A 23,045-nucleotide genomic window follows, 5' to 3' on the forward strand; every position below is an offset into this window, starting at 1 on the left:
CAGGCAACTTCAATTCAATTGCAAGTGTTACTGAATGAAGTCATTAACCGAAGCCAATCGTTTCGGATTACGGGAGGAACTGTGCATGTCGTTTAAAGTGGCATTTATCGGGGCGGGCAGTATCGGATTTACACGGGGGTTGCTGCGGGATTTGCTCGCGGTACCGGAATTCAACAATATAGAGATTGCGTTCTGTGATATTAGTCAGCACAATCTAGACATGGTTACCGAGCTGTGTCAGCGCGATATCCGCGAGAATGGACTGAATATTCAGATTCAGCCGACAACAGACCGGAGAGAAGCGCTCAAGGATGCGAAGTATGTACTGTGTACAATCCGTGTAGGAGGGTTGGAAGCTTTTGCAACCGATGTGGATATTCCGCTCAAATATGGGGTAGATCAATGTGTCGGCGATACATTGTGTGCAGGTGGGATTATGTACGGACAGCGTGGAATTGCCGAAATGCTCGACATCTGTAAAGATATTCGTGAACAAAGCACACCGGATGTGCTGCTCCTCAATTATTCCAACCCGATGGCTATGCTGACATGGGCCTGCAACAAGTATGGCGGTGTTCGCACGATTGGATTATGTCACGGGGTACAGCATGGGCATCACCAGATTGCGGAAGCGTTTGGACTGAAAATGAATGAAGTGGATATCGTATGTGCCGGAATTAATCATCAGACCTGGTACGTCAAGGCTTCCCATGAAGGTAAAGACCTTACGGGTGATTTGCTCGAAGCTTTCGAGAAACATCCAGAGTATAGCCGTACCGAGAAAGTGCGGATTGATATGCTGCGCCGATTTGGTTATTACAGTACGGAATCGAATGGTCACCTTAGCGAATATGTGCCTTGGTACCGCAAACGTCCGGAAGAGATCAAGGACTGGATTGATCTGGACAGCTGGATTAACGGCGAGACGGGCGGGTACCTGCGTGTATGTACAGAGGGAAGAAATTGGTTTGAGACTGATTTCCCGAACTGGATGAAGGATGAGCCAATGCAATTCGCCCCGGAAAAACGAGGCGGAGAACATGGTTCCTACATTATAGAAGGGCTGGAAACGGGACGCGTATACCGCGGACACTTCAATACCGTCAATAACGGTGTGATCTCCAACCTGCCGGATGATGCGATCATCGAAGCACCGGGATATGTGGATCGTAATGGTATTTCGATGCCACATGTAGGCGACCTGCCACTCGGCCCGGCTGCCGTGTGTAATGTGAGCATTTCCGTACAACGACTTGCGGTGGAAGCTGCGGTACATGGTGACGACAAACTATTGCGTCAAGCGTTCATGATGGACCCACTCGTAGGTGCGGTATGTAATCCAAAAGAAATCTGGCAAATGGTTGACGAGATGCTGGTCGCTCAAGCCGAATGGTTGCCTCAATATGGTGACGCCATTGCTGCGGCAGAAGCAAGACTTGCTGCAGGCAACCTGATTCCTACGAAGGAATATGAAGGTGCTGCACGTCTCAAAGTGAAAACCGTTGAGGAGATGCAGCAGGATCGCGATGCCGCCAACAAAAATGCGGGTGAATCGGATAAAGGGAAAGATCGGGAGAAAGTGCAACAATAGATAAAAATGAGTAGGGCTTCTCCAAAATTGGAGGGGCCTTGTTTGGTTCTATTTTTTTTCGACACCACGGATTACAAAGGCAAAAGAGGTATCACCCAAGGAAACCTGCGAATTTTTTGGGGAAGACCAGCCGATAAAGGCTCCATAATAATGAGTACCTTTTTCCTGTGCAAACTGGAATGATCCTTCTCGGAAAGAGATGGGACGTGCCTCCCCGTTCACATATTCAACCAGAGTGAATTCGTTAGGCGGTACATCCGTACTCAAGTTAATAGATATGTTCTCGCCCACCAACACCGAGACAGGTACTTTACCTTCCAGCAATTCCACATCACCTGCATAGTCAGCACACATACCTCCCCAGCAATAACTGCCCTGTACAGCTGGAATAGAGATGCCGCTTTCGCTCTGGATAGTTGGCGTAGGCAGTTCCTGGGGTAAGTTGGGTCCAGATTCCTTAGCGTTCTCCTCTAGTGAACCCAATTCAGCTTCCTTTGTATCTGGCAATGGGAGAGAGGGAGGTTCGTTTGTGCCGTTACTTGGAGTAGGATTACAGCCGGATAATATCAGCAAAGTTGTAAGGAACACGAGTGAAGCCAATGTTCTTATAGTAATGAAAAAATTTATTTTAGCCACCCCCTAATATCTTCCAGACGAAGAAAAAGAGAAGAATGTTGCTCATTGCGACGCATATGTATCATGCAATACATATTACCTTTACAGACATAGTAATATGTCTTATAGTATACCCAGATTGAAGAAAGTCGGTGAATCTGGCAGATGGATGAACAAGCGATTAACAGTGACCTCATTCGAGGCAACATTGACCCCATTATTCTGAGTGTACTTATACCGAAGGATAACTACGGTTATAGCATTATTAAGGAAATTTATCGCAAGAGTGGAGACCGGTTTGAATTAAAGGAACCGACACTCTATTCCAGTCTGAAAAGGCTGGAGAAGAGTGGATATGTGGAATCCTACTGGGGGGAAGAGACCCAGGGAGGACGACGCAAATATTACCGGATTACAACGCAGGGGCAGGAAGCTTATACCCAGCAAGTTCACGCTTGGCACGCAGCCAAAACATTGATTGACTGCATGATTATTTCCGGGGAAAAGGGAGATGAAGAGATATGACATTGGAAGATCGCATTACCCGCTATGTGAATCGTCTGTTCAATGATGCGCAGGATACATTGGCCAATCAGGAGTTAAAAGAAGAGATTCACAGTAATCTCGCTGCACGAATTGAAGATTATATGGAGCAGGGTATGGACGAGGAGCAGGGTTTTCAGACTGCCATACAACATGTGGCTGGCATGGAGCAGATCATGAGTGATCATCGCAGGGTGCATCGCGTTCCTTATTGGACTGCGGTGTTGCAGTCTGCCTTGATCTATAGTCTTATCGCCTGGATCATTACCATTCCAATGAGAGTCATGGTCCAGGGCGCAACCATTAACAATTTGCTTATGATCATGAGTGTGATCGTTGGTGGAGCGTATGTATTTTACATGATGAAAAATAAAAATACTTCGACTGATCCAGAGGACACTGCCGTTATTCGTACACCTGTGTTCTTACAATGGACGCGCAGAGTGTGGTGGTTATGGGCAGGGCTCATCGTTGTGTTATGGGGTACACAGGCGGCGCTGCGATTTGGAAGCAACATCTGGTATAGTCGACCGATTCAGGTAGAGGGACCCTATCAATTTACGGTAATCGCAATTGCTTTTGCCATACCTTTATTAAGTATTATTATTCCTTTGATCGTGCAGAGGGCGTATCGGATCGTGAGCAAGTATGAGGCAGGCGATGTCATATGACGGGAAAGAATAAATGGATTATTGCATTGGTCATGCTCGGTATCTTTGGTGTTATTGTGGTTGAGGGCGTCGTTAATCCGAGAATAGAGGCGAAGCAGTCGCAGTATGAAGCAGAGCAGCAAGATCCGTTGACCCATGATTTTGCGGCATTAGCGAAATATCGCAGTGCTTATATGGGAGACTTCTCTAATCTCAGCCATTTGAATCAAGCCTTGCCTCTAAACGGCCAATTGAATGGGTATCAGTTGGTTCCAGAGACATTTACGGCTCAGATTAATTACAGGATGAATACCAGCGAGATGAAGCCCGAAGAGTTGGAACGAATACTTGTATATAATGCTGCTGCCAATTTTGTATGGATTGATAATTTGGAGCATGTGCTTTATTCATTTGAGGATGTTCAATATACTTTGAGCCGTGAAGCCGCCCAGCAATGGGCCGGAACGGAACTGAAAACCCTTCAGGAACCTGAGGAGTGGGATACATTGGTGCGTAAGAAGCTAGTGGATCCCGCGCAAGTGAACGAAGCTTTTTCACAAATTGTTGACAATTAAGCTGGTTCAAAGATAAGGAAAAGGTAAGAGGCTCGACTCTTCTCCTATGCTATGTTATTATAAGACTCTGATAACGTGGTAACGAACTAAAGCGTTTGGGTTTGGTTATAGACATGGAGGGGTTAGAGAGATGAGAAAACAAGCGATATTTCTATTATTGATCAGCATATGCATGATTGTTGTTGCGGGATGTTCCAGCTCGGGAAGCAAAGATGAACATGCCATTATTGTGGGGATAGATGATAAATTTGCTCCAATGGGCTTCCGGGATGACAAGAATGAAATTGTTGGTTTTGATATTGACTATGCAAGAGCGGCAGCGGAGAAAATGGGTAAAGAAATTACGTTCCAGCCCATTGATTGGTCTTCCAAAGAATCGGAGCTGAACAGCGGCCGAATCGACCTGATCTGGAACGGGTACACGATTACGGATGAGCGGAAAGATAAAGTGCTGTTCACGAAGCCGTATCTGGAGAACAGCCAGGTTGCAGTCACACTCGCGGACTCACCGATTACGAAGCTGGATGAACTGGATGGCAAAAATGTAGGATTGCAGGCGCTGTCCTCTGCGGCAGATGCACTCGCGGCAAGTCCTCTGAAGGATAAAGTGAATGCTTCCGAATTCCCGGACAACGTACTGGCCCTGACCGATCTCAAGACGAAACGTTTGGATGCTGTCATCATCGACGAAGTGGTTGCGAGATATTACATGTCCAAGGAAGAGGGAACGTTCAAACTGCTGGATGAATCCCTTGCTCCGGAACAATACGGCATTGGTGTGAAAAAAGGCAATGAAGAACTACTGAATCAGCTGCAAAAAGCATTGGATGAGCTGAATGCCGATGGCACAGCAGCCGAGATTTCCACCAAATGGTTTGGTGAAGATGAAGTTTTGAAATAGGATCAGGCCACTTGCCTGACATATGTAGTAAACAACATGACCCCGGATTCCAAAAAGGAGCAAGACTCCTGCGGAATGCGGGGTTAACAGATTAGAGGAGCCGATTGCGATGAGCTGGGAGTATTTATTGGGCGTCATGAAGCCCATGCTTGAAGGTGCACAGACCACGATCTTTTTATTTTTGCTGGCCATTATAGTGTCTGTACCACTTGGATTTGGAGTAACCTTATTGATGAAAAGCCGATTCAAGCCGTTGGCATGGATCGCTCATACGTACGTATATGTGATGCGGGGAACGCCGCTGATGCTTCAGCTGTTGTTCTTTTGCTTCGGTCTGCCGCTGCTTCCAGGCGTAGGAGAGTATCTTGTATTTGACCGCTTTACGGCGGCAACGTTGGCTTTTATTTTGAATTATGGTGCGTACTTTGCCGAGATTTTCAGAGGTGGATTGCTCTCGATTGATAAAGGACAACATGAAGCCGCACAGGTACTGGGCCTAAGCAAATGGCAGACGATGACGAAAGTCATCATCCCGCAGATGATCCGGGTTGTACTGCCTGCGACGGCGAACGAGTCCATTACGTTAATTAAAGATACGGCGTTGCTGTATGCAGTTGCCGTACCCGAGTTGCTCCATTATGCACAGGCCGCAGTAAACCGGGATTTCCGTCTGACGCCGTTCCTGGTTGCAGGTATTATTTATTTGTTGCTGACCATGGTACTTACCTTGTTCTTCAAGGCACTGGAGAAACGTTATACATTTGAGTAAACGCGCACGGAACAGAAGTATATAAAGTTATCTAATCTCATCAATTAAAGGACTGTCTGCATATGACACATATTATAGAAGTAAATCAATTAAGAAAATCATTCGGTACACTTGATGTGCTGAAGCAGGTATCGTTCAACGTGAAGCCAGGTGAGGTTATTGCCGTAATCGGGCCTTCGGGTTCGGGTAAAAGTACGATGCTGCGCAGCCTGATTCATCTTGAGGATATTTCGGGTGGCACCATTCGTATCCAAGGCCAGGCGCTGGCTGAGAACGGATCGTATGCAGGTGCCGCGGATATTCGGAAGATTACGGATCGCATGGGCATGGTCTTTCAGCATTTCAACCTGTTTCCGCATCTGACGGTACAGGCGAATCTGGAACTGGCACCGAAGACGTTGAAAAAAGAAAGCTCAGCGATCATCCGGCAGCGAAGTCTGGAGTTGCTCGGTAAAGTAGGGCTCTCCGACAAGGCGGATGCGTATCCCGCCAACCTGTCCGGTGGACAGAAACAGCGCGTAGCGATTGCCCGCGCACTTATGATGCAGCCCGACATTCTGCTGTTCGACGAGCCGACCTCGGCACTCGATCCCGAGCTGACCGGAGAAGTGCTGCGTGTCATCAAGCAGCTGGCACAGGAGAATATGACGATGATGATCGTCACCCATGAGATGAGCTTCGCCCGCGATGTTGCGGATCGCGTCTTCTTCATGGATAACGGCGAAATCGCCGAGGCGGGTCCGCCGGAGCAGATCTTTGGCAATGCCAAGCTGGAGCGCACACGCACGTTTTTGCAGCGGGTGGAAGTGGAAAGGTAGAGGACTGAACAGGAACATGGGCAGGTGCGAATGCCAAGCTCCCATGAAATCCCCGGGAGATTCGCATCTCGTAATTTGTCGAAAACGTCATTTTGTGACCTTTTGGCAACAGATTACTTGAATATAATGGGTTTCATATATTAAACTAAATATAGTAAATGACAATATGGCTGAAAACACGTAATTAGTATATATACATATGCTGTTGTTACGTGTTTTTTTCGCTGTGGCACTCCGTATGGAGTGCGTGGATTGAAATTTCTTGATCCTCTCAGCCAGTTCGCGGTTTGATAGGTGGCACTCCGTATGGAGTGCGTGGATTGAAATTACTTCAGAGTAGTAGTCGATGATATATTTCTGAAGATACAAGCAGACGTTACATGCCCCCTCTGTATTATGCCCGTTCAGGACTTTGTTATTATAAACACAATAATAATTATATAAAATTTATTTCATATTGTATATATTTGACATTTTTTATAAGTATGTGTATGATTATTTCATACCAAATAAAGGAGTTGTTTGAATTATGAGGATGTTGAAAAACAAATTTTCTATCATTATGTTGGTGTCAGCAATGTTTTTTAGTTTAGTTGGTAGTACCTACGCTCAAGCTCAAAACTCTGTAGATGCGAATGGTATGACAAAAGAAGAAGTGTTAGTTGCTAATTTACTTATTGAGCATTTAAAAGTCGATGAAAAAACAGGGTTATTTTATTTCGTTGATGAAGCTCAGTTAAAGGAAACTATACTCAATCAAGCGCCTAATACCAGTTATGAACAGATAAGAAAAGATATTGACCAGGTTAACGGCCTCATTGAAGAAAACCAAAAAGACGGTCCAATTATTCAACCCTATGGCGCCTGTTCAACTGCATTGAGTCTAATCGGATTATTTCACGGCGTTCAAATGAATGCAGCAATGCTGATTTTGGGTGTTGCAACCACGCCAGCACTGTTCGCAATTACGGCGATAACAGGGGCTATATGGGTTGGAGGCTCCTTATTATGCCCATAGGGGGATAATTGATGAAAACATTCTTGGATCGTTATATAATTTCAACTAATTTCTTGTTATTACTAATAATACTTTCGCTGGGATACACACAATTTTACAGTAGTAATGTTTTACTGTATTTTTTCCTAGCAACTGTAACCAGTGCATCTACTTTTTTTGTTGAATTTCTATTTAACAAAGCAAATTATGAAAGAAAAATAAAAGCAAAAAGAATGGCCGTTTACATCATGCCTTTTAATATTATTATTTTTGCTGTAGCAACTTATTTTTTACAAGTTTGAAGTCAGAGTTCGCTCGTTTCAATAACACTGCACTCCTTTATAAGAAATAGCTATACTTTTATGGCTTCAGTTGTGGAGAACCCCCCTGTTTTTGTGCAGGGGGTTTAATATTTCCTGTAAAGTAGGTAAATCGTTTAAAAACGTTGATTTGGTTCAAGATCATATAGGTGTAGGAGACGAAGAAAGCGATATTGATTTCTATTATTGGTGAGTTTAATGAAGGCCGAGTCAGTGAATTTATGAAAACTACAGCTATGGCTAACTCAAGATCAATTACGATACGTATCCGTCAAATAGCCAATTTCCTTCTGGGGAACGAACAAAAGAGAATTCATACGCAATATTTCCTTCAGAACCCTTTGTCGTGATGTATTTGGCTATGAACAGCATGAAGTGGTCTGAATCTTTTTGATTATAACCTCTGAATTCGAATTCATCCCACTGTATACCGTTAAGGAAATGGACTTCATAGGAGTGGCCTGCATTATAAATAGTCATGGTATTGCTGTTTTTGGATATATCTACATTGGGTGAAGATACGGACTCCATATAAGCAATATCTCCAGACTCCATGGCAGCGATCAGCTTAAACGTCATGTTTAGAGTTTCTCTTAAATTGTTTCTGAGCTCCTCGCTATGTACGTTCTCTTGAAGTTGAACGATCTGTTCCTGAAGACGAGCGTTTTCTTCACGTAGTTCCTTGATCGTTTGGATATTTTCCTCATGAAGCTCTACCGACTTCAAAGCTTCGACCGATTTATCCGTTTCACTGCAACCCGTCATCAGAAAAGTAAGTGACAATAGTAAAGGTGTGAATTTATACATAATAAACCTCCTTATCCTTAAAATAGAATATCATATTTCCTGTGCTTCTAGGTGCTCCGTATTTCCGGACAAATAAGTAAATATATTTAATAAAATCGGAATATTTACAAATAATGGAGCATATTTTCCTGGCTTATCAAGTATAATGAGACTACTTAATAAACAGGGAGGATTTACCTTTGGATCAACGTCACAATGATGTGGATCGTTATTATAGCGATCCGCTTCCACCACCACCTTATGTAGTACCAAAAACTAATAGCAAGTCTATTGCAGCTCTTGTCTTGGGGATTTTGTCGCTAACCATACCATACTTGGGATTTTTTATTGGTATCGTAGCTATCATATTTGCGTCGCTGGCACTGAAAGAACTCAGAATTCGTATGGAACAGGGGAAAGGGTTGGCTATTGCGGGTCTTGTCTGTGGGATTATTGGGACGGCTCTCTATGCTATTCTCATTATACTTGTACTGCTATTTACTTTTTTGGTAAGTACCAATGTTACTTCTACATACTAAGTGTTTGAGCTTGTTTCCTACCTCTTTTCCTCATGATCAAAAAAAGCAAGGCCGTGTATAAGCAAACACCCGCTTTTATTGAGGCGAGGGCGTTGCTTACAACATGCCTTGCTTTTTATGTTTCCATCCTACACGTGAAGCACTGCTTCTCTACTTACTTCCTCGCCTTCATTCGTACGATGCACCATGAAATACGTAAAGGTAGCCGCCAGACCAATCACGGCAAAGAGGCACAAAATTCCGATCTGATCCCAAGCCACACCGAACTGTCCACTCGAAATAACAGCTTTATACCCGGTGACCGAATAGGTCATTGGCAGCCATGGATTGAAACCTTTCAGCCAATTCGGAATGAGCTCCAATGGGAATGTACCCGCACTGGTGGTCAGTTGGAAGATTAACATGAGGATCGCCAGGAAGCGGCCGGGATTCTCCAACCAAGTAACCAGAGCCTGAATGATATACATGAAGGTCAGGCTGGTAACGAAACTGAATAAAAGGAACAAAGGCACGCTTTGAACTTCCAGGCCCAAGCCGGACAAAACAAGCCAGGAAGCGAGCAAGGACTGCACGGCACTCATGATCGTGAAAGCCAGCGTTCTGCTCACAAAACGATTCCAGCCACTCGCATCGGTAACCGAGCTGCTGCGTGTTGGTACAACCAGCGTTGCAATCAATGCCCCGACAAACAGTCCCAATGATAGGAAGTATGGCGAAAATCCTGTACCATAGTTGGGTACTTCATTGTGTTTATGTTCATCCACCTGAACGGGCTCTGCGTACATCGTTACGAGTTCATCCGTCTTTTTCACACTACCCGTTTGATCGGCGGCATCATTCAGTTTGGTGGCAAGCTCACCAGAGCCGTCGGTCAATTTGGAGGTACCTTCTTTTAAATCTCCAGCGCCATCATCCAGCTTGCGGGAACCGTCTGCAATGGTGGTGATTCCGTCTGAAAGTTGGTCCAAGCCATCAACCAGTTTTCCTGCACCTGCGTTTAATTGACTCGAACCCTCTGAAAGTTTGGCTCCGCCAGCGGCAGCCTCAGACAACTTGGAGTTGAACTGCTGGAGGCCAGTCGCAAGCTGTACCTGTCCAGTGGATAATTGCGATGCTCCTTCTAGAAGCCGCTGCTCACCCTGCACTAACAGGCTGCTGCCTTGGTGCAGCTGCTGTTGAGCAGCTTGCAGGTTTTGGCTGCCTTCGAGCAATTGCTGTCCACCTTGATATACCTGTTCGCTACCAGCGGCAACAGCCTGGCTTGCTGCCAGAAGTTGCTGTACAGCTGGGTTAGCAGCTAACTCTGGACTAGCTTCAGCTAATTGGGCAAGACCTTGCGCAACGGCCTTGGCACCTTCACTTACTTTGCCACTGCCTCCGACTGAAGCCTGCAATCCAGCGGTCAGCTTGGCACTACCCTCCTCAGTTGCTGCCAGTCCAGCATCCAATTTTGCGGCTCCTTCCTGAGCAGATTGAATCCCAACCTGTAACTTTTTGCCGCCAGCTTCAGCCTGTGCTGCTCCGTCACCAAGCTTCGTACCTGCTGCCGCCAATTGGGACAAACCATTGGAAAGGGAGCTGGCTCCTGTATGAAGCTCATCAATACCCTGAGCCAAGGTGTTCGTGCCTTCTTTTAACGGGGTAATGCCTGTTTCTAGTTTGTTGGTTCCATCGGCCAGTTTGGACAGGTTCTCTTTCAACTTGGAGGCACCTTCATCCAGCTTAACCGCGCCCTCGTTGATATGACTTGCGCCGTCTCCGGCATCTGCCAAACCGCTAGAGATTTTCTCTACCTGATCAAGCAGGGTTTCCGTATAAGATTCCGTCAATTTCGCAGAGACTTTGGATTTGATCTGTTTGACCGCTGTCCCGCCAATCTGACCCGCAAGGAAGTTGTATCCTTCATTGGGTTCATAGATCAGCTCTGCCGGTTGTGGATGGTCATCCATCAGAGTGGTTGCTTTCTCGGAAAAATCCTCCGGAATAACAATCGTCATGTAATATGTGTTGTCTTCCATGCCTTGCTCGGCTTGTTCTCGGGTCACAAATTGCCAGTTGAAGTCATCACTTTTTTTCAATTCATCGACCAGATTCTGTCCGACTTCCAGCGATTTGTCATTGTAGGTTGCCCCCTGATCCGTGTTGACCACGGCGACAGGCAGTTCATTCATTTTGCCGTAAGGGTCCCAGAACGCATTGAGGAACAGACCGCTATACAGTACCGGAATGAACAGCACCACGAGAATCGGAATAAATACTTTTGGTTTCTTGAAGGCGGATTTCAAATCCTGCCCAAATACAGTGAATGATTTCATCATGTTCTCTCCCCATCATTACGCTACTCGGTTGCTATATCTATCTCTAATCGATAAAGGATTCATATTCACATCTTTCTTTATATAGGGGATAGTCCACTTTTGAGAAAGAGGCCCACGAAATCCTTGATCTGATCCTTATGCAGCGAAGGATGCGCTTTGTTCCAATCGGAAGTTAAAGTGACATACAGCTTCAGCAGGACAAAAGAGACCAGTCTGGGATCGTCTTCACGAATCTGCTCTAGTTCCATGGCGCGCTGAACTTGACGTTCTAAATATTCGAGAATGGCTGTCTCTACTTTCTGCAAGCCTTCTTTCGCCTGAGGCGTGCCGAACTCGTTCACCTCCTGAAACAGCTTGATCAACAGTTCATGTTCCTCTCTATACTCCAGCAAAGCGTCCATGCTCTGGTGTACGTTCTCAAGAAATGGTTTGTCGTCCTGCACAGTTTGCTCTGTAATCCGCTTCATATCAGTAATGATCGAGTGGAGGATTTCTCCGAACAGTTCTTCCTTATTCTCGAAAAAAGTATAGATCGTACCTTTGCCCACATTAGCCAGTCTTGCAACTTGCTCCATTGTAGTGGCTTTGTATCCAAACAACGCGAACGATTTCTCAGCAGAGTCAATGACCTGCTGCCTTCGATCGATAGTTTTCATGGCATATGCACCTCCTAATCGTATGCAATGATAAAAGACAACTCAGAGTTGACCGGATTACTTATTTGGTCAATTGGTCGTAAACAAATGTATCATTGAATGGGGAGGAAGGAAGTGATGTTTGTCATAATGTTGGATAAAAGCTTTTGAGGGGGATTAAGTGAAGCTAGTATGTATTCAGACAGGTGCTAACGAAAAAAAACGAGTTTTTGATAAGTAAGACTTTTTTTGTTTCAGAGAAGGATAAGATCTAGGGGGAAATGCCGATAACTGAAATGCATCTTATTTTAAACTATGATGGTTAAGAATCACAGTTGAAGAATCGATAGATGAAGTTAAATATTATGCAGAGATCTCTAAAATTAATTTGATGGTGTTAAATTTATTGGAAGGCAAAACAGAGGTTTTAGATGAATATGTATCATTTATTCTGCAAAGTAAGGAAGAGTTGATTACTGGGCTCTTAACGCTACTTGAAGCAAACCGATTAAGTGGGTTACCAATAAAAGAATATGAAAGTTTATTTGAAGAAAATATACAGATCATTGACTGGAAGAACATTTCAGATACTGATGACTCATATTATCTAAAATTCTGCTATGAACTGGCGATGTATTACGGAAGGAGTGGGAGAAACACCCAAGCAGTAAGAGTCTTATTAAACTGTACTGTAAGTCATACGTAGTTGAAATATCATGTTTGTCTAGGTTGAATAAGGTTTTTAAATAGAATAAATAACGTGGCTGAGTTACACTTGGCTTTGTAGGTTTTGACGATAAAAAATGACTTTTATTGATTAGAGATTAGCTTCCAAATTGCCTTTTGAAATTGCATAGATTTAGTTTTATGTATGACTCATAGCGCAAGGATAACGCTTGTCGATTTTCAATGAAGGCCGCGTATTAACTCATTATCTGTTCGCCCTCCATACGGAGAGCGAGCAGAAGGTCTTATAACAGTTAAAAGAAAATTTCATAAACCAATAACTACTTCACAGATGGCCGAGCTGTCTGTGTTTTTTGACATGATATCGGGTGGAGCAACGTTTACTACAGAAGCGTTGCAGCCCGTTTTTGGAATGATCCATAAATATTTCCTCGCAAGGTGCAGAAGCACACGCTTTAAGGCGTGATCTACCGTATTCGGTTAATTCCATCCCTAATACCAATGAGCAGATGGAAAGCAGTGAATCGCTCAACGAATGTCCTTTTCCTTCCGGTTGATCATATACGAACATGAATTGCCCACCCGTAGTTGTAGATAGGCTTGACTGGATTGGGGCACGAGAGAGATATGTGTTTAGGAAAAGAGAGAGTTCTTCGTCCGTTGCCGTTCGAATAAGATCACGAAAATTATCGCGATACTCATGAACAGCTATTAAATCTTTCGAGGTAGGTAACTTGGTTGACAGCAACCCATGTTTATTCAGAAGTTCTGTGAGTAGAGCCACGCTACCGAGTCTTTCGGGTTCTTCGTAAAAGGGATCATAGGTGTTGATTAGTTCAAATGTGAAAGAAAACCACGTTTCGTTGTAAGACTTCATATTAGTTTGACTCCTTACATTTTTCATTATATAGTAATGCTTAAATTATGTTTTAGTACTTACATAAAGTCAAGTGAGGAGATAGAAATCGATGAACAAAACCATTCAAATGATACATGCACCTACGAATCTTGGGCTCCGTAAACATCCAGATGGACGTGAAAGAGGTTGTGACAAGCTTCCAGATACACTTGAGCAGTTGGGCTTGCATTCAGCTATTGATGTGAAAGTTACTCAACGAATATCCAAGCCTGAGCATCCTATCGAAGAAGTTTTCGATGAAGGAACATTAAATGGCCGACAAGTGGCTACTTACTCCGTTAATTTAGCTAATGTGGTCCAAAAGGTAATAGAAGATGACGATTTTTCATTGGTATTGGGAGGGGATTGCAGTGTCCTGGTCGGGAGCGCTCTTGCCCTCTCGCGGAAGGGGACATATGGATTAATTCATATCGATGCTCATCCGGATTATTATCATCAGGGGAACAGAAAACAGGCTGTTGTTGGCGGAATGGATCTGGCAATCGTTACTGGAACGGGGACAAAGTTTCTTACCAATTTAGAGGGAGGAGCTCCTTATATTCAACCAAAACACGTTCTTTCGATAGGTTACCGAGAATCTGATCCTGAACAGGACATTATAGAGGAAGCCACAATAGCTGGTATTTCTTTTTGCAGTGCAGAACAGATCAGGCGGGAGGGGCTAGAGAAGACGACAACGTTAATACAGAACTATATGAACCGAACCAATGAAGTTGAAGGTTATTGGCTTCATCTGGATGCAGATGTGCTGGATGCTTCGATTATGCCTTGTGTGGATTGCCCGGAATCCAATGGTCTTACCTGGCATGAACTGGAGCACATACTCCAGACGATTTTGGCTTCCAATCTAATTATAGGGATGACGGTAGCTATTTTGGACCCCGATTTAGACTTTACTCAAGAGGTTTCTCGAAAATTTTGCAATCTGCTTATTAAAGTGCTGCAAGGCAAAGAGTAAGCCCATCCGAAATATTAGTTATTAGCCCTCTCACCATCATCCCCACCTAAAGAAAACACAAGTGAACGAAAAGACAGTCCATTGTTGCTCTCTCACAGGAACGCTAAGATGAAGTTGTTGAAGCGTTTACATTATATGGTGAAGGGAGCTTAACTCGGATGCCAGAAATTACGATCAGGCTGTATGAAGGCAGGACGGATGAGCAAAAGCAGGAGATCGTGGAGGTGTTCACACGCGAGCTATCTCGTATTATCGACCGTGAGCCGGATTATATTTCCGTTGAATTCAATGAAATCCCATGGGACGAGAACGTTCCTGATAATTTGAAAGCCATGCAATCACAGAAGCAAGGAGGGGAGAAGACGTGAAGCCGACGGACATTGCGCCGCCAAGCCGAGGAACAGCCAGACTTAACTCGTCTGGTCTGGGCACTCGGCTCGGAGATGCGGGACGTTATCTGTGGCGATACCGGATACTATACCTGCTCTCCGTACCGGGCATCCTGTATTTTTTCCTCTTCAAATATGTGCCTCTGTTCGGCTCGATCATTGCTTTTCAGAACTACAACATTTTCAAAGGCATTACCGGAAGTGATTGGGTAGGCCTGGAGCATTTCCAGAAGATGTTCAGCCATTATGACTTTTTACGAATTCTCAACAACACACTTCTGCTCGGACTATATGATCTGGTGATTGCATTCCCGGTTCCGATCTTACTGGCCATTCTGCTGAATGAAGTACGGATGATTGTGTTTAAGCGTTTGCTGCAAACGATTGTTTACATGCCTCACTTTCTGTCCTGGGTCGTCATTAGTGGTATCTTCATGGGTATTTTCTCGATGGATGCCGGGGTGGTGAACAAGGCACTTGGATTTCTGGGCATGCAACCGATCTACTTTCTTGGAGAAGACTCGTACATTCGTTCCATTCTGATCGGTTCCGGGATCTGGCGCGACTCCGGTTACGGAACGATTATTTTCCTGGCTGCCATTGCGGGCATTAATCCCGATCTGTATGAGGCGGCAGAGGTGGATGGAGCCGGACGTTTGAAGCAAATATGGTCAATTACCCTGCCATCATTACTGCCAACGATTATGATCCTGCTGCTGCTGCACATCGGGAAGTTCCTCGATCTGGGCTTTGAGCGTGTGTTTGTATTCCTGAATCCGCTCAATCTGGAATCTGGAGAAATTCTCGATACGTATATCTACAAAGCCGGCCTGCTCTCACAGCAATACAGCTATACAACGGCCATCGGGTTGTTCAAGTCGGTCGTGGGTTTGATGCTTGTTCTACTCGGTAATTTTTTCAGCAAAAAAACAACCGGCGAAAGCCTGTATTAGGAGGCGAGATAGATGCGTACCCCCAGTGTCCGTTACCGTATATTCCGCATTGGAAATCTCGTTTTTCTTACGCTGCTCTCGTTGACGATGATTCTGCCTTTCATTAATGTGCTGGCTCAATCTCTTAGCAGCTCGGAAGCGATCATGGGCGGAAAGGTCAGCTTCTGGCCAGTTGCTTTTACCTGGATCAATTATGAATATGTATTCGGCGATGCTTCGTTCTGGCGGGCATTTGCGGTATCGGTTGGGGTGACGTTGTTCGGGACGCTGGTCAATCTCGCTGCAACGGCATCGTTGGCGTATCCCGTTTCCCGTCCAGAGTACAAGGGGCGCTCCCTGGTTGTCATGTTTGTCCTAGTGACCGTTGTGTTCTCGGCGCCGCTCATTCCGAACTTCATCTTGATGAAGGAACTACATCTGGTCAACAACCCGCTGGTTCTGATTGTGCCAGGAGCGATTAATGCCTTTAACTTTTTCGTCATGCGCTCGTTCTTCGCACAGCTACCGGGTGAACTGATCGACGCTGCCCGTATTGATGGCTGTGGGGAATTCGGCATCATCTGGCGTATCGTCATTCCATTGTCCAAACCGGCCATGGCATCACTCGGCATTTTCTATGCGGTGGGCCACTGGAACGCCTATTCCACCGCGCTTTATTATCTGAATGATCCGGCCTGGTGGCCGATCCAGGTAACACTCAAGAAGCTGTTTGAGAGTGACGATATTTCCGTCGATCCAGGTTCTGCCGTCTACAGTACCCTTGCACATACATCGCCGGAAGGCATCAAAATGGCAACCATCATCATCGCCACCCTGCCGATTATTATCATTTACCCTTTCCTGCAAAAGCATTTTGTAAAAGGAATCATGGTCGGCTCCGTCAAATCTTAAGTACAAGAAGCATACAGATCTGACGGAAACGGGGGAATGGCGATGTTCAGAATCTTGATTACAGACGATGAACCGATGATTCGGATGGGTCTGGCGAAGATGATCAAGCAAGCGGGACTGTTCGACTGTGAGATACGTCAGGCAGCGCATGGGGAAGAGGCCCTTCAGGTGGTAGAGGCCTTTCGGCCACACATCCTGTTTACGGATATCCGCATGCCGACGATGGATGGTATTGAGCTGTGCCGACGTTTATCCGAGCAAGGAAGTACGATGCGCATTATTGTGGTTTCCGGTTATTCGGACTTTGAATATGCAAGAGCTTGTATGGATTATGGAGTAAAGCGATATCTGCTAAAGCCTGTGGGACGACAGGAGCTTCATGAACTGCTGCTCAAATTGCTGGCAACCGAAGAAGATAAACCTACGGTTTCCCTTGTACCCGTGAGGGAGCTGAATGATTGGGCGATGCGTCTGGAAGATGCCATATGGGAGCTGAGACAATCAGATGTCACGGAGCTGCTCGCAGCATGGTCTGGTCGTTACCCGTCATATTCCTTGATGCCTGAGCAGACAGCGGAGCTTTTTCAGGAATTGCTGGAATTGATTGTGGCCCGCATGAACGCACGTGGCAACGGAACGATGAGTACATCCTGCGAGATAAATGAAAGCGCTTCCTCTAAAGAATGCTTTGAGGCGCTGGGCAACGAGATCCACACGTTAATGAAGACGATCAAGGAAAAGCGCAGTGGCAAGCGCAAGCATCCAGTGGAAGAAGCAAAAGCCTATCTAAAGAAGCACTTGCGCCGCGAAGTGTCACTGGACGAGATTGCCGCCAAGCTGGGCCTTAACCCGTCCTACTTTAGTCAACTATTTAAGCAGACGACAGGGCAGACCTTTATCCAATACCGGATACGCAGCAAAATGGAACTGGCCAAACGCATGCTGGAACAGCCGGGCAACCGGATTACGGATATATCCTACGAAGTGGGGTATGCGGATCATCCCCATTTTACGAAGACATTTAAGAAAATTACCGGACTGACCCCGTCCGAATATCGTAGCAAGTTGGGCATTGAATGATGAAGCGCAGCCTGTCCATCCGTCTGTTCTTTCATTTTGCCGTCGTGATTACGTTGTCACTGTCCGCCATCGGCCTGTTCACCTATACCTATGCCTCGACTGAAATGAACGACCAGCTTGCGGACAACATCGCCCAAACGATGCGCAATACGGCGTACCAGACCGATCTGTATTTGCAAAATTATGATCGTGCGACCTACTCCATTCTCTCGAACGGAAGTGTGAAGCATTTCCTCGATATGAATTCGGAGGACAGTTATGCCTATTACGAGTACAGCCGTCAGATTAAGACGAACGTGTTCCCGCCTGTTTTTATGTTATACCCACAGATCAAGTTCCTGTATGTTATCGGGGATAACGGGCGTGTTGTGATTGATGACAACCAGAATTCAGCTGGCATACCGGATATCGACGCGGCACAGCAATATAAGGAGTTGCTGGCTGCAACCCCTGCAAATGGAGAATCGACGTTGCTTACCCGCAGTATTCGCAGTGGACAGAGCGCCAATGTGATTACGATCGCTCGCCGGATTAGAGGGGTATCCTCCTATACGCCAAACGGAGTACTGGCGATGGAAGTAAATGTGCTGGAGCTTGACAAAATATGGGGAGAACTCGACCTCGGTCAAGGTGGGTATCAGTATGTGATGGATCAGAACGGAACTGTAATCTACACACCCGGGGACGAAGAGGCGCAGACAGCGATGGCGTCCAACACTGTGAATAGGCTTATGCACATGGAGGCAGGATCACTGGAACAGAACACGGATGGCACCAAACGGCTGCTCATATCGGAGCTTTCTGCATATTCGGGTTGGCGTTTTGTCGCTTCCGTGCCGCTGTCGGAGCTGCAAAGACCGATTGCAACGATCCGTTCAGCCACATTATGGGTTGGTGCGGGGACCTTGCTCGCCGCGCTTGTCGTGGCCTACCGGATCGGAGCATCTCAAGTGGAACCTATTCGTGTGCTGATGAACGGAATGAGACAGACGGAGAAGGGAATCTGGAACAAGGTGGAGATGAAGGAAAGGCGCGATGAAATTGGTGTGCTGATCCGCAGCTATAATCTGATGGTCAGCCGCCTGTCGGACATGATTGAGAGTGTATACGAGTCGGAGCTGCGCCGCCAGAAGTCGGAAATCGAGCTTCAGCAGGAGGCGCTGGAACGGCACCGTGCGGAATTTCAGGCGCTTCAGTTGCAGATCAATCCGCATTTTCTCTACAACACACTGGAAACGATCAAATGTTATGCCGTCGTACAGGACTCCGAAGAAATTGCACAGATGGTGGAATACATGGCTCATATGCTCCGTTATTCCATTCAGACCAATCTGGAGGAAATTACGGTTGCTAATGAGTTGAAGCATGTGCTGGCCTACCTTTCCATCATGAAACATCGCATGGATCGAGAGCTTGAAGTTGAGGTTATCATTGCACCGGATCTGTTGCTGGAAAAAATGGTCCGACTCACCCTTCAGCCACTGGTGGAAAATGTGTTACAACACGCATTTCCGCGAGGCATGGAGCCCGGTCACTTTATCCGTATCGATGCTCGGCGCCTGGAAGATCGCTTTCTTGTCATTGTCCAGGATAACGGTATGGGCATGAGCGAGGAACGCCTGGAGAAGCTGCGTGACCGTCTGGAATTGAATCGTCTGGCAGGCGAAGATTCCGATGATGTCTACCATCGCGGAGGCATCGGACTCATGAATGTCCATCGGCGGATTCAGCTTGTATTTGGAGAAACGTATGGCTTGATGATTGAGAGTGAGCGAGGTTTGGGAACGACCATTACGATGGCGCTTCCTGCAGATCAGCATAGCAAACGGATTTAATTGAACCTATACAGGGAGGAAGATCAAAATGAATATTAACTTGCAGAACAAAATTGCGCTGGTTACCGGCTCCAGCGGAGGAATTGGTGCTGCCATTGCTGGGGCATTGGCTCGTTGCGGAGCAAAGGTGGCTGTGAATGGCCTGCATAATATGGATCGGGCGGAGGAGGTCGTGGCCGCCATCCGGGATGCTGGCGGTGAAGCAGCTGCATTTCAGGCAGATGTGACCGATACGAATGCCATAGAATCGATGGTTGGGGAGATTACGCTCCGCTTTGGCGGTCCGATTGATCTGTTGATTAATAATGCAGGGCATCTGGTGGAACGAAGCCCCATTGAAACGATGAGCGAGGAGCTTTACAGCCGGATTATGGATGTCAATCTGAAGAGCGCCGTATTTGTCTCCAAAGCGGTCATTCCTGGTATGAAAGCGGCTGGAGGCGGCCGAATTATCAATCTGACCTCGGTAGCGGCTCATAACGGGGGCGGTCCGGGTGCAGCTATTTACGCAGCCTCCAAGGCGGCGGTCATTGCGTTAACCAAAGGACTTGCCAAAGAACTGGCTCCTGGCGGGATTACGGTCAATGCGCTCTCCCCGGGCTTCATCGGGCAAACGGCATTCCACGCAACGTTCACCTCGGCGGAAGGTCGATCTTCTGCGGTAAGCAGCATCCCGCTTGGACGGGAAGGGACTCCCGATGATGTCGCAGGAGCGGCGCAATACCTGTGTTCCGAGCTGGGTTCTTTTATAACCGGAGAAACGATTGAAATCAATGGGGGAATGTACATGCGTTGATGCTACACCATTGCGATAAGGAGGGGACGATACGATGGAAGTGAAGCGGAAGCTTGCAGAAAGACCTTTGTACCAACCAATCAGCGGGCCGTTCCATGTGGACTATGCACCTGACGAACATACTGTTCTGACAGAAAATCCGCCAAGGTTTACCTGGATGGCGGCACAGCAGGAGGATGAGAATGCCTATCTGCTGCAGGTGTCGGTGGGGCCTTCTTTTCAGGAAGAAGGGACGATGACCTTTGTGCCGCTCCCGTATAACTTTTTCACGCCTGACCGGGTGTTTGAACCTGGGGAATATTATTGGAGATATGCGCTGCTTGTAGATCATCCAGTGCAGCAAGATAGCGAAGCCAAAGCGGACGCTGTGCTGGGTAAGCAACAGGAAATGTCGGCATGGAGTGAGGTGAGGCGATTTACGGTACCAGCGGGATTACCCGACACACCGATACCTTCTCGGGCCCAGCGGTATGTTGCCACGGACACGTCTCACCCCCGGTTATGGCTCGGAGAGAGTGGGCTAAGGGCACTTGCGGATGGCATTGCGTCAGATGCTACATATTGCGGCTGGGATGTGTTTATGGCAAAATCCGTGGAGACGTGGGCCAATCGCGAACTGATCTGTGAACCGCTGCCTTACCCGGAGAACAAACGTGTCGCCCCGCTCTGGAGGCAAATGTACATTGACTGTCAGGAAACGTTATATGCGATTCGGCATCTCAGCATCGCGGGGCGGGTGCTACGTGACGAACGGTTGCTTGAAGCAGCCAAAACCTGGCTGTTGCATGTGGCGGCTTGGGATACGGAGGGAACGACATCCCGTGATTATAACGATGAGGCGGCCTTTCGGGTCGCAGCTGCACTCGCTTGGGGCTATGATTGGCTGCATGATGAGTTGAACAGTGAAGAGCAAGAGGTGGTAAGACGCAGTTTGCTGCGGCGGACAGAACAGGTAGCCCAGCATGTGATGGTCCGTTCGAAGATCCATCATGTGCCTTATGACAGCCATGCTGTGCGTTCATTGTCTTCCGTGCTTGTGCCCTGCTGTATGGCCTTGTTGCATGAGGAGCAGCAGGCTGCAGAGTGGCTGGATTATGCGATCGATTATTATGCCTGTCTGTACTCCCCTTGGGGTGGCAGTGATGGGGGATGGGCCGAAGGTCCAATGTACTGGACAACAGGCATGGCCTATGTGACTGAAGCAATGAATTTGTTGCGAAATTATGCGGGCATCGATTTCTTTCGTCGGCCGTTCTTCCAGCGTACCGGAGATTTTCCACTCTACGTGTACCCGCCCGACGCTCGGCGTGCCAGCTTTGGAGATCAGTCTACGTTGGGTGACCCGGTAAACTTGAAAACAGGCTATCTTGTCCGCCAACTGGCGGGTGTTACAGGCAACCGCTGGTACCAGTGGTACTTTGAGCGTGTCCGCCAATCCGATCCGGGGACAGAGGGAGCTTTTTATAATTACGGTTGGTGGGACTTTAACTTTGACGACTTGGTATACCGCCACGATTATCCACAGGTGGAGGAAGAGTCGCCTGTGGACATTGAGCCGCTTAAGTGGTTCCGTGATGTGGGGTGGGTAGCCATGCATCACCGGATGGACGATCCGGATGAGCATGTTATGCTGCTGCTCAAATCGAGCCGTTATGGCTCCATCAGCCACAGTCATGCGGATCAGAACAGCTTTACCCTGCATGCATTTGGTGAGCCGCTTGCGGCGGATACGGGCTATTATATCGCGCACGGCAGCTCCTTTCACCGGGAATGGCGCAGGCAGACACGCTCCAAAAACAACCTGCTGATTGGTGGAACAGGTCAGTATGCTGAGAACAACAAGGTGCTGAACATGGCTGCCACCGGGCAGATCGAAGAGGCCTATTGGCGGGATGGCGATGGTTATGTGCGCGCGGTAGCGACCGATGCCTATGCCAGCACCGTACCCCATGTGAAGCGTGTTGTACGGGAGATTCATTTTCTGCAATCCTCCTATTTCGTCATTGTGGACCACATTGATCTCGAGAAGCCGGACAGCGTTCAATGGCTGTTCCATGCACTGCACCCGCTACAGCTGAAAGGGCAGAGCTTCCGTCTGAACGGTAATAAGGCGGGGCTTGAAGGGACGTTTGTATATGCTTCCTCCGGTGAGTTGTCGCTCAGCCAGACGGATCAATTCGCAGAGGTGGACCCGGCAGAGTACGAAGGGTTGGAAAGACATTATCATCTGAGCGCAGAAACGCGGCCTGCCTCAAGCCATAGAATTGTAACGCTGCTTGTGCCATATAAGATCGAGGAGCCGAAGTATGTCCCTTATTTCATTGATGACCAGGATCACGGCATTCATCTCTATTTTACCGACAACGGTGTAACGAAGAAGATCGAGGTATCCAAGACGTACTAGGGAGTGCTGACCTAAAGAAAACGCAATCTCATCTAAAACATCCCCATTGTTGCAGGCGGTGGGGATGTTTTAACAT

24 protein-coding genes are annotated in these 23,045 nt (G+C 46.9%); 19 read left to right on the forward strand and 5 right to left on the reverse strand.

The window, feature by feature from the left end:
• The first annotated feature begins 85 nt into the window (after window positions 1-85).
• Complete coding sequence (locus AC4PM4_RS07060) at window positions 86-1,591, forward strand: alpha-glucosidase/alpha-galactosidase (protein ID WP_491613201.1); 1,506 nt, start codon at window positions 86-88, stop codon at window positions 1,589-1,591.
• A 48-nt stretch (window positions 1,592-1,639) separates the two neighbouring features.
• Here AC4PM4_RS07060 and AC4PM4_RS07065 read toward each other — a convergent pair whose 3' ends face one another.
• A complete protein-coding gene (locus AC4PM4_RS07065) occupies window positions 1,640-2,098 on the reverse strand; it encodes a hypothetical protein (RefSeq protein WP_491613202.1) in 459 nt (152 codons plus the stop codon).
• Between the two features lie 273 nt (window positions 2,099-2,371).
• On the opposite strand from AC4PM4_RS07065, the gene AC4PM4_RS07070 reads away from it, so the two are divergent.
• The 8 genes from AC4PM4_RS07070 to AC4PM4_RS07105 all read left to right on the forward strand — a co-directional run bounded on the left by AC4PM4_RS07070 (window position 2,372) and on the right by AC4PM4_RS07105 (window position 7,761).
• A complete protein-coding gene (locus tag AC4PM4_RS07070; RefSeq protein ID WP_491613203.1) occupies window positions 2,372-2,731 on the forward strand; it encodes a PadR family transcriptional regulator in 360 nt (119 codons plus the stop codon).
• Window positions 2,728-3,420 carry a permease prefix domain 1-containing protein gene (locus AC4PM4_RS07075; RefSeq protein ID WP_491613204.1) on the forward strand — a complete coding sequence of 231 codons (693 nt, stop codon included), beginning with the start codon at window positions 2,728-2,730 and terminating at the stop codon, window positions 3,418-3,420. The genes AC4PM4_RS07070 and AC4PM4_RS07075 overlap by 4 nt, the downstream gene beginning before the upstream one ends.
• Window positions 3,417-3,974, forward strand: a complete 558-nt coding sequence (locus tag AC4PM4_RS07080; protein ID WP_269053510.1) for a DUF4825 domain-containing protein — start codon at window positions 3,417-3,419, stop codon at window positions 3,972-3,974. Before AC4PM4_RS07075 ends, AC4PM4_RS07080 begins: the two co-directional genes overlap by 4 nt.
• A gap of 130 nt (window positions 3,975-4,104) precedes the next feature.
• A complete protein-coding gene (locus tag AC4PM4_RS07085) occupies window positions 4,105-4,875 on the forward strand; it encodes an amino acid ABC transporter substrate-binding protein (RefSeq protein ID WP_063565932.1) in 771 nt (256 codons plus the stop codon).
• A gap of 109 nt (window positions 4,876-4,984) precedes the next feature.
• Complete coding sequence (locus tag AC4PM4_RS07090; protein WP_491613205.1) at window positions 4,985-5,644, forward strand: amino acid ABC transporter permease; 660 nt, start codon at window positions 4,985-4,987, stop codon at window positions 5,642-5,644.
• 62 nt (window positions 5,645-5,706) lie between these two features.
• The gene (locus AC4PM4_RS07095; protein ID WP_491613206.1) at window positions 5,707-6,462 is read left to right on the forward strand and encodes an amino acid ABC transporter ATP-binding protein; all 756 of its coding nucleotides are present in this window, start codon (window positions 5,707-5,709) and stop codon (window positions 6,460-6,462) included.
• A 529-nt stretch (window positions 6,463-6,991) separates the two neighbouring features.
• Window positions 6,992-7,480 (forward strand): hypothetical protein, encoded by a 489-nt coding sequence (locus tag AC4PM4_RS07100; protein ID WP_024628857.1) that lies wholly within the window; start codon window positions 6,992-6,994, stop codon window positions 7,478-7,480.
• A gap of 11 nt (window positions 7,481-7,491) precedes the next feature.
• Window positions 7,492-7,761 (forward strand): hypothetical protein, encoded by a 270-nt coding sequence (locus tag AC4PM4_RS07105; RefSeq protein ID WP_491613207.1) that lies wholly within the window; start codon window positions 7,492-7,494, stop codon window positions 7,759-7,761.
• A gap of 273 nt (window positions 7,762-8,034) precedes the next feature.
• Here AC4PM4_RS07105 and AC4PM4_RS07110 read toward each other — a convergent pair whose 3' ends face one another.
• Window positions 8,035-8,586 (reverse strand): mediator of RNA polymerase II transcription subunit 4, encoded by a 552-nt coding sequence (locus tag AC4PM4_RS07110; protein WP_269053512.1) that lies wholly within the window; start codon window positions 8,584-8,586, stop codon window positions 8,035-8,037.
• A 179-nt stretch (window positions 8,587-8,765) separates the two neighbouring features.
• Here AC4PM4_RS07110 and AC4PM4_RS07115 point away from each other — a divergent pair, with 179 nt between their 5' ends.
• Window positions 8,766-9,104 (forward strand): DUF4190 domain-containing protein, encoded by a 339-nt coding sequence (locus tag AC4PM4_RS07115; protein ID WP_090997564.1) that lies wholly within the window; start codon window positions 8,766-8,768, stop codon window positions 9,102-9,104.
• 128 nt (window positions 9,105-9,232) lie between these two features.
• Here AC4PM4_RS07115 and AC4PM4_RS07120 read toward each other — a convergent pair whose 3' ends face one another.
• Window positions 9,233-11,419: a YhgE/Pip family protein gene (locus AC4PM4_RS07120; protein WP_491613406.1), complete on the reverse strand. Its 2,187-nt coding sequence runs from the start codon at window positions 11,417-11,419 to the stop codon at window positions 9,233-9,235.
• An 80-nt stretch (window positions 11,420-11,499) separates the two neighbouring features.
• The gene (locus tag AC4PM4_RS07125; protein WP_491613208.1) at window positions 11,500-12,078 is read right to left on the reverse strand and encodes a TetR/AcrR family transcriptional regulator; all 579 of its coding nucleotides are present in this window, start codon (window positions 12,076-12,078) and stop codon (window positions 11,500-11,502) included.
• 367 nt (window positions 12,079-12,445) lie between these two features.
• On the opposite strand from AC4PM4_RS07125, the gene AC4PM4_RS07130 reads away from it, so the two are divergent.
• Complete coding sequence (locus tag AC4PM4_RS07130; protein ID WP_491613210.1) at window positions 12,446-12,763, forward strand: hypothetical protein; 318 nt, start codon at window positions 12,446-12,448, stop codon at window positions 12,761-12,763.
• 306 nt (window positions 12,764-13,069) lie between these two features.
• On the opposite strand, the gene AC4PM4_RS07135 is transcribed toward AC4PM4_RS07130, so the two are convergent.
• A complete protein-coding gene (locus AC4PM4_RS07135; protein ID WP_491613211.1) occupies window positions 13,070-13,621 on the reverse strand; it encodes a CGNR zinc finger domain-containing protein in 552 nt (183 codons plus the stop codon).
• 91 nt (window positions 13,622-13,712) lie between these two features.
• Here AC4PM4_RS07135 and AC4PM4_RS07140 point away from each other — a divergent pair, with 91 nt between their 5' ends.
• The 8 genes from AC4PM4_RS07140 to AC4PM4_RS07175 all read left to right on the forward strand — a co-directional run bounded on the left by AC4PM4_RS07140 (window position 13,713) and on the right by AC4PM4_RS07175 (window position 22,969).
• Complete coding sequence (locus AC4PM4_RS07140; RefSeq protein WP_063567829.1) at window positions 13,713-14,621, forward strand: arginase family protein; 909 nt, start codon at window positions 13,713-13,715, stop codon at window positions 14,619-14,621.
• Between the two features lie 158 nt (window positions 14,622-14,779).
• Complete coding sequence (locus AC4PM4_RS07145) at window positions 14,780-14,989, forward strand: tautomerase family protein (RefSeq protein ID WP_063567830.1); 210 nt, start codon at window positions 14,780-14,782, stop codon at window positions 14,987-14,989.
• Between the two features lie 56 nt (window positions 14,990-15,045).
• A complete protein-coding gene (locus AC4PM4_RS07150; RefSeq protein ID WP_063567852.1) occupies window positions 15,046-15,963 on the forward strand; it encodes an ABC transporter permease in 918 nt (305 codons plus the stop codon).
• Between the two features lie 12 nt (window positions 15,964-15,975).
• Window positions 15,976-16,854 (forward strand): carbohydrate ABC transporter permease, encoded by an 879-nt coding sequence (locus AC4PM4_RS07155; RefSeq protein ID WP_063567831.1) that lies wholly within the window; start codon window positions 15,976-15,978, stop codon window positions 16,852-16,854.
• Between the two features lie 42 nt (window positions 16,855-16,896).
• Window positions 16,897-17,934 carry a response regulator transcription factor gene (locus tag AC4PM4_RS07160; protein ID WP_491613213.1) on the forward strand — a complete coding sequence of 346 codons (1,038 nt, stop codon included), beginning with the start codon at window positions 16,897-16,899 and terminating at the stop codon, window positions 17,932-17,934.
• On the forward strand, window positions 17,931-19,769 hold the full coding sequence (locus AC4PM4_RS07165; protein WP_491613214.1) for a cache domain-containing sensor histidine kinase: 1,839 nt from the start codon (window positions 17,931-17,933) through the stop codon (window positions 19,767-19,769). Before AC4PM4_RS07160 ends, AC4PM4_RS07165 begins: the two co-directional genes overlap by 4 nt.
• 28 nt (window positions 19,770-19,797) lie before the next feature.
• Window positions 19,798-20,565, forward strand: a complete 768-nt coding sequence (locus AC4PM4_RS07170) for an SDR family NAD(P)-dependent oxidoreductase (protein WP_491613215.1) — start codon at window positions 19,798-19,800, stop codon at window positions 20,563-20,565.
• Between the two features lie 34 nt (window positions 20,566-20,599).
• A complete protein-coding gene (locus AC4PM4_RS07175) occupies window positions 20,600-22,969 on the forward strand; it encodes a heparinase II/III domain-containing protein (RefSeq protein ID WP_491613216.1) in 2,370 nt (789 codons plus the stop codon).
• The last annotated feature ends 76 nt before the right edge of the window (window positions 22,970-23,045 follow it).

The sequence above is a fragment of the Paenibacillus sp. MDV22-iso6 genome (assembly GCF_058408365.1).

Bases quoted from the DNA above. Each gene is read 5' to 3' on its own strand.
- AC4PM4_RS07090 (WP_491613205.1), top strand. From the start codon at position 4,985: ATGAGCTGGGAGTATTTATTGGGCGTCATGAAGCCCATGCTTGAAGGT.
- AC4PM4_RS07125 (WP_491613208.1), bottom strand. From the start codon at position 12,078: ATGAAAACTATCGATCGAAGGCAGCAGGTCATTGACTCTGCTGAGAAA.
- AC4PM4_RS07080 (WP_269053510.1), top strand. From the start codon at position 3,417: ATGACGGGAAAGAATAAATGGATTATTGCATTGGTCATGCTCGGTATC.
- AC4PM4_RS07100 (WP_024628857.1), top strand. From the start codon at position 6,992: ATGAGGATGTTGAAAAACAAATTTTCTATCATTATGTTGGTGTCAGCA.
- AC4PM4_RS07085 (WP_063565932.1), top strand. From the start codon at position 4,105: ATGAGAAAACAAGCGATATTTCTATTATTGATCAGCATATGCATGATT.
- AC4PM4_RS07140 (WP_063567829.1), top strand. From the start codon at position 13,713: ATGAACAAAACCATTCAAATGATACATGCACCTACGAATCTTGGGCTC.
- AC4PM4_RS07145 (WP_063567830.1), top strand. From the start codon at position 14,780: ATGCCAGAAATTACGATCAGGCTGTATGAAGGCAGGACGGATGAGCAA.
- AC4PM4_RS07110 (WP_269053512.1), bottom strand. From the start codon at position 8,586: ATGTATAAATTCACACCTTTACTATTGTCACTTACTTTTCTGATGACG.
- AC4PM4_RS07075 (WP_491613204.1), top strand. From the start codon at position 2,728: ATGACATTGGAAGATCGCATTACCCGCTATGTGAATCGTCTGTTCAAT.
- AC4PM4_RS07160 (WP_491613213.1), top strand. From the start codon at position 16,897: ATGTTCAGAATCTTGATTACAGACGATGAACCGATGATTCGGATGGGT.
- AC4PM4_RS07155 (WP_063567831.1), top strand. From the start codon at position 15,976: ATGCGTACCCCCAGTGTCCGTTACCGTATATTCCGCATTGGAAATCTC.
- AC4PM4_RS07170 (WP_491613215.1), top strand. From the start codon at position 19,798: ATGAATATTAACTTGCAGAACAAAATTGCGCTGGTTACCGGCTCCAGC.
- AC4PM4_RS07175 (WP_491613216.1), top strand. From the start codon at position 20,600: ATGGAAGTGAAGCGGAAGCTTGCAGAAAGACCTTTGTACCAACCAATC.
- AC4PM4_RS07105 (WP_491613207.1), top strand. From the start codon at position 7,492: ATGAAAACATTCTTGGATCGTTATATAATTTCAACTAATTTCTTGTTA.
- AC4PM4_RS07135 (WP_491613211.1), bottom strand. From the start codon at position 13,621: ATGAAGTCTTACAACGAAACGTGGTTTTCTTTCACATTTGAACTAATC.
- AC4PM4_RS07120 (WP_491613406.1), bottom strand. From the start codon at position 11,419: ATGAAATCATTCACTGTATTTGGGCAGGATTTGAAATCCGCCTTCAAG.
- AC4PM4_RS07070 (WP_491613203.1), top strand. From the start codon at position 2,372: ATGGATGAACAAGCGATTAACAGTGACCTCATTCGAGGCAACATTGAC.
- AC4PM4_RS07060 (WP_491613201.1), top strand. From the start codon at position 86: ATGTCGTTTAAAGTGGCATTTATCGGGGCGGGCAGTATCGGATTTACA.
- AC4PM4_RS07095 (WP_491613206.1), top strand. From the start codon at position 5,707: ATGACACATATTATAGAAGTAAATCAATTAAGAAAATCATTCGGTACA.
- AC4PM4_RS07165 (WP_491613214.1), top strand. From the start codon at position 17,931: ATGATGAAGCGCAGCCTGTCCATCCGTCTGTTCTTTCATTTTGCCGTC.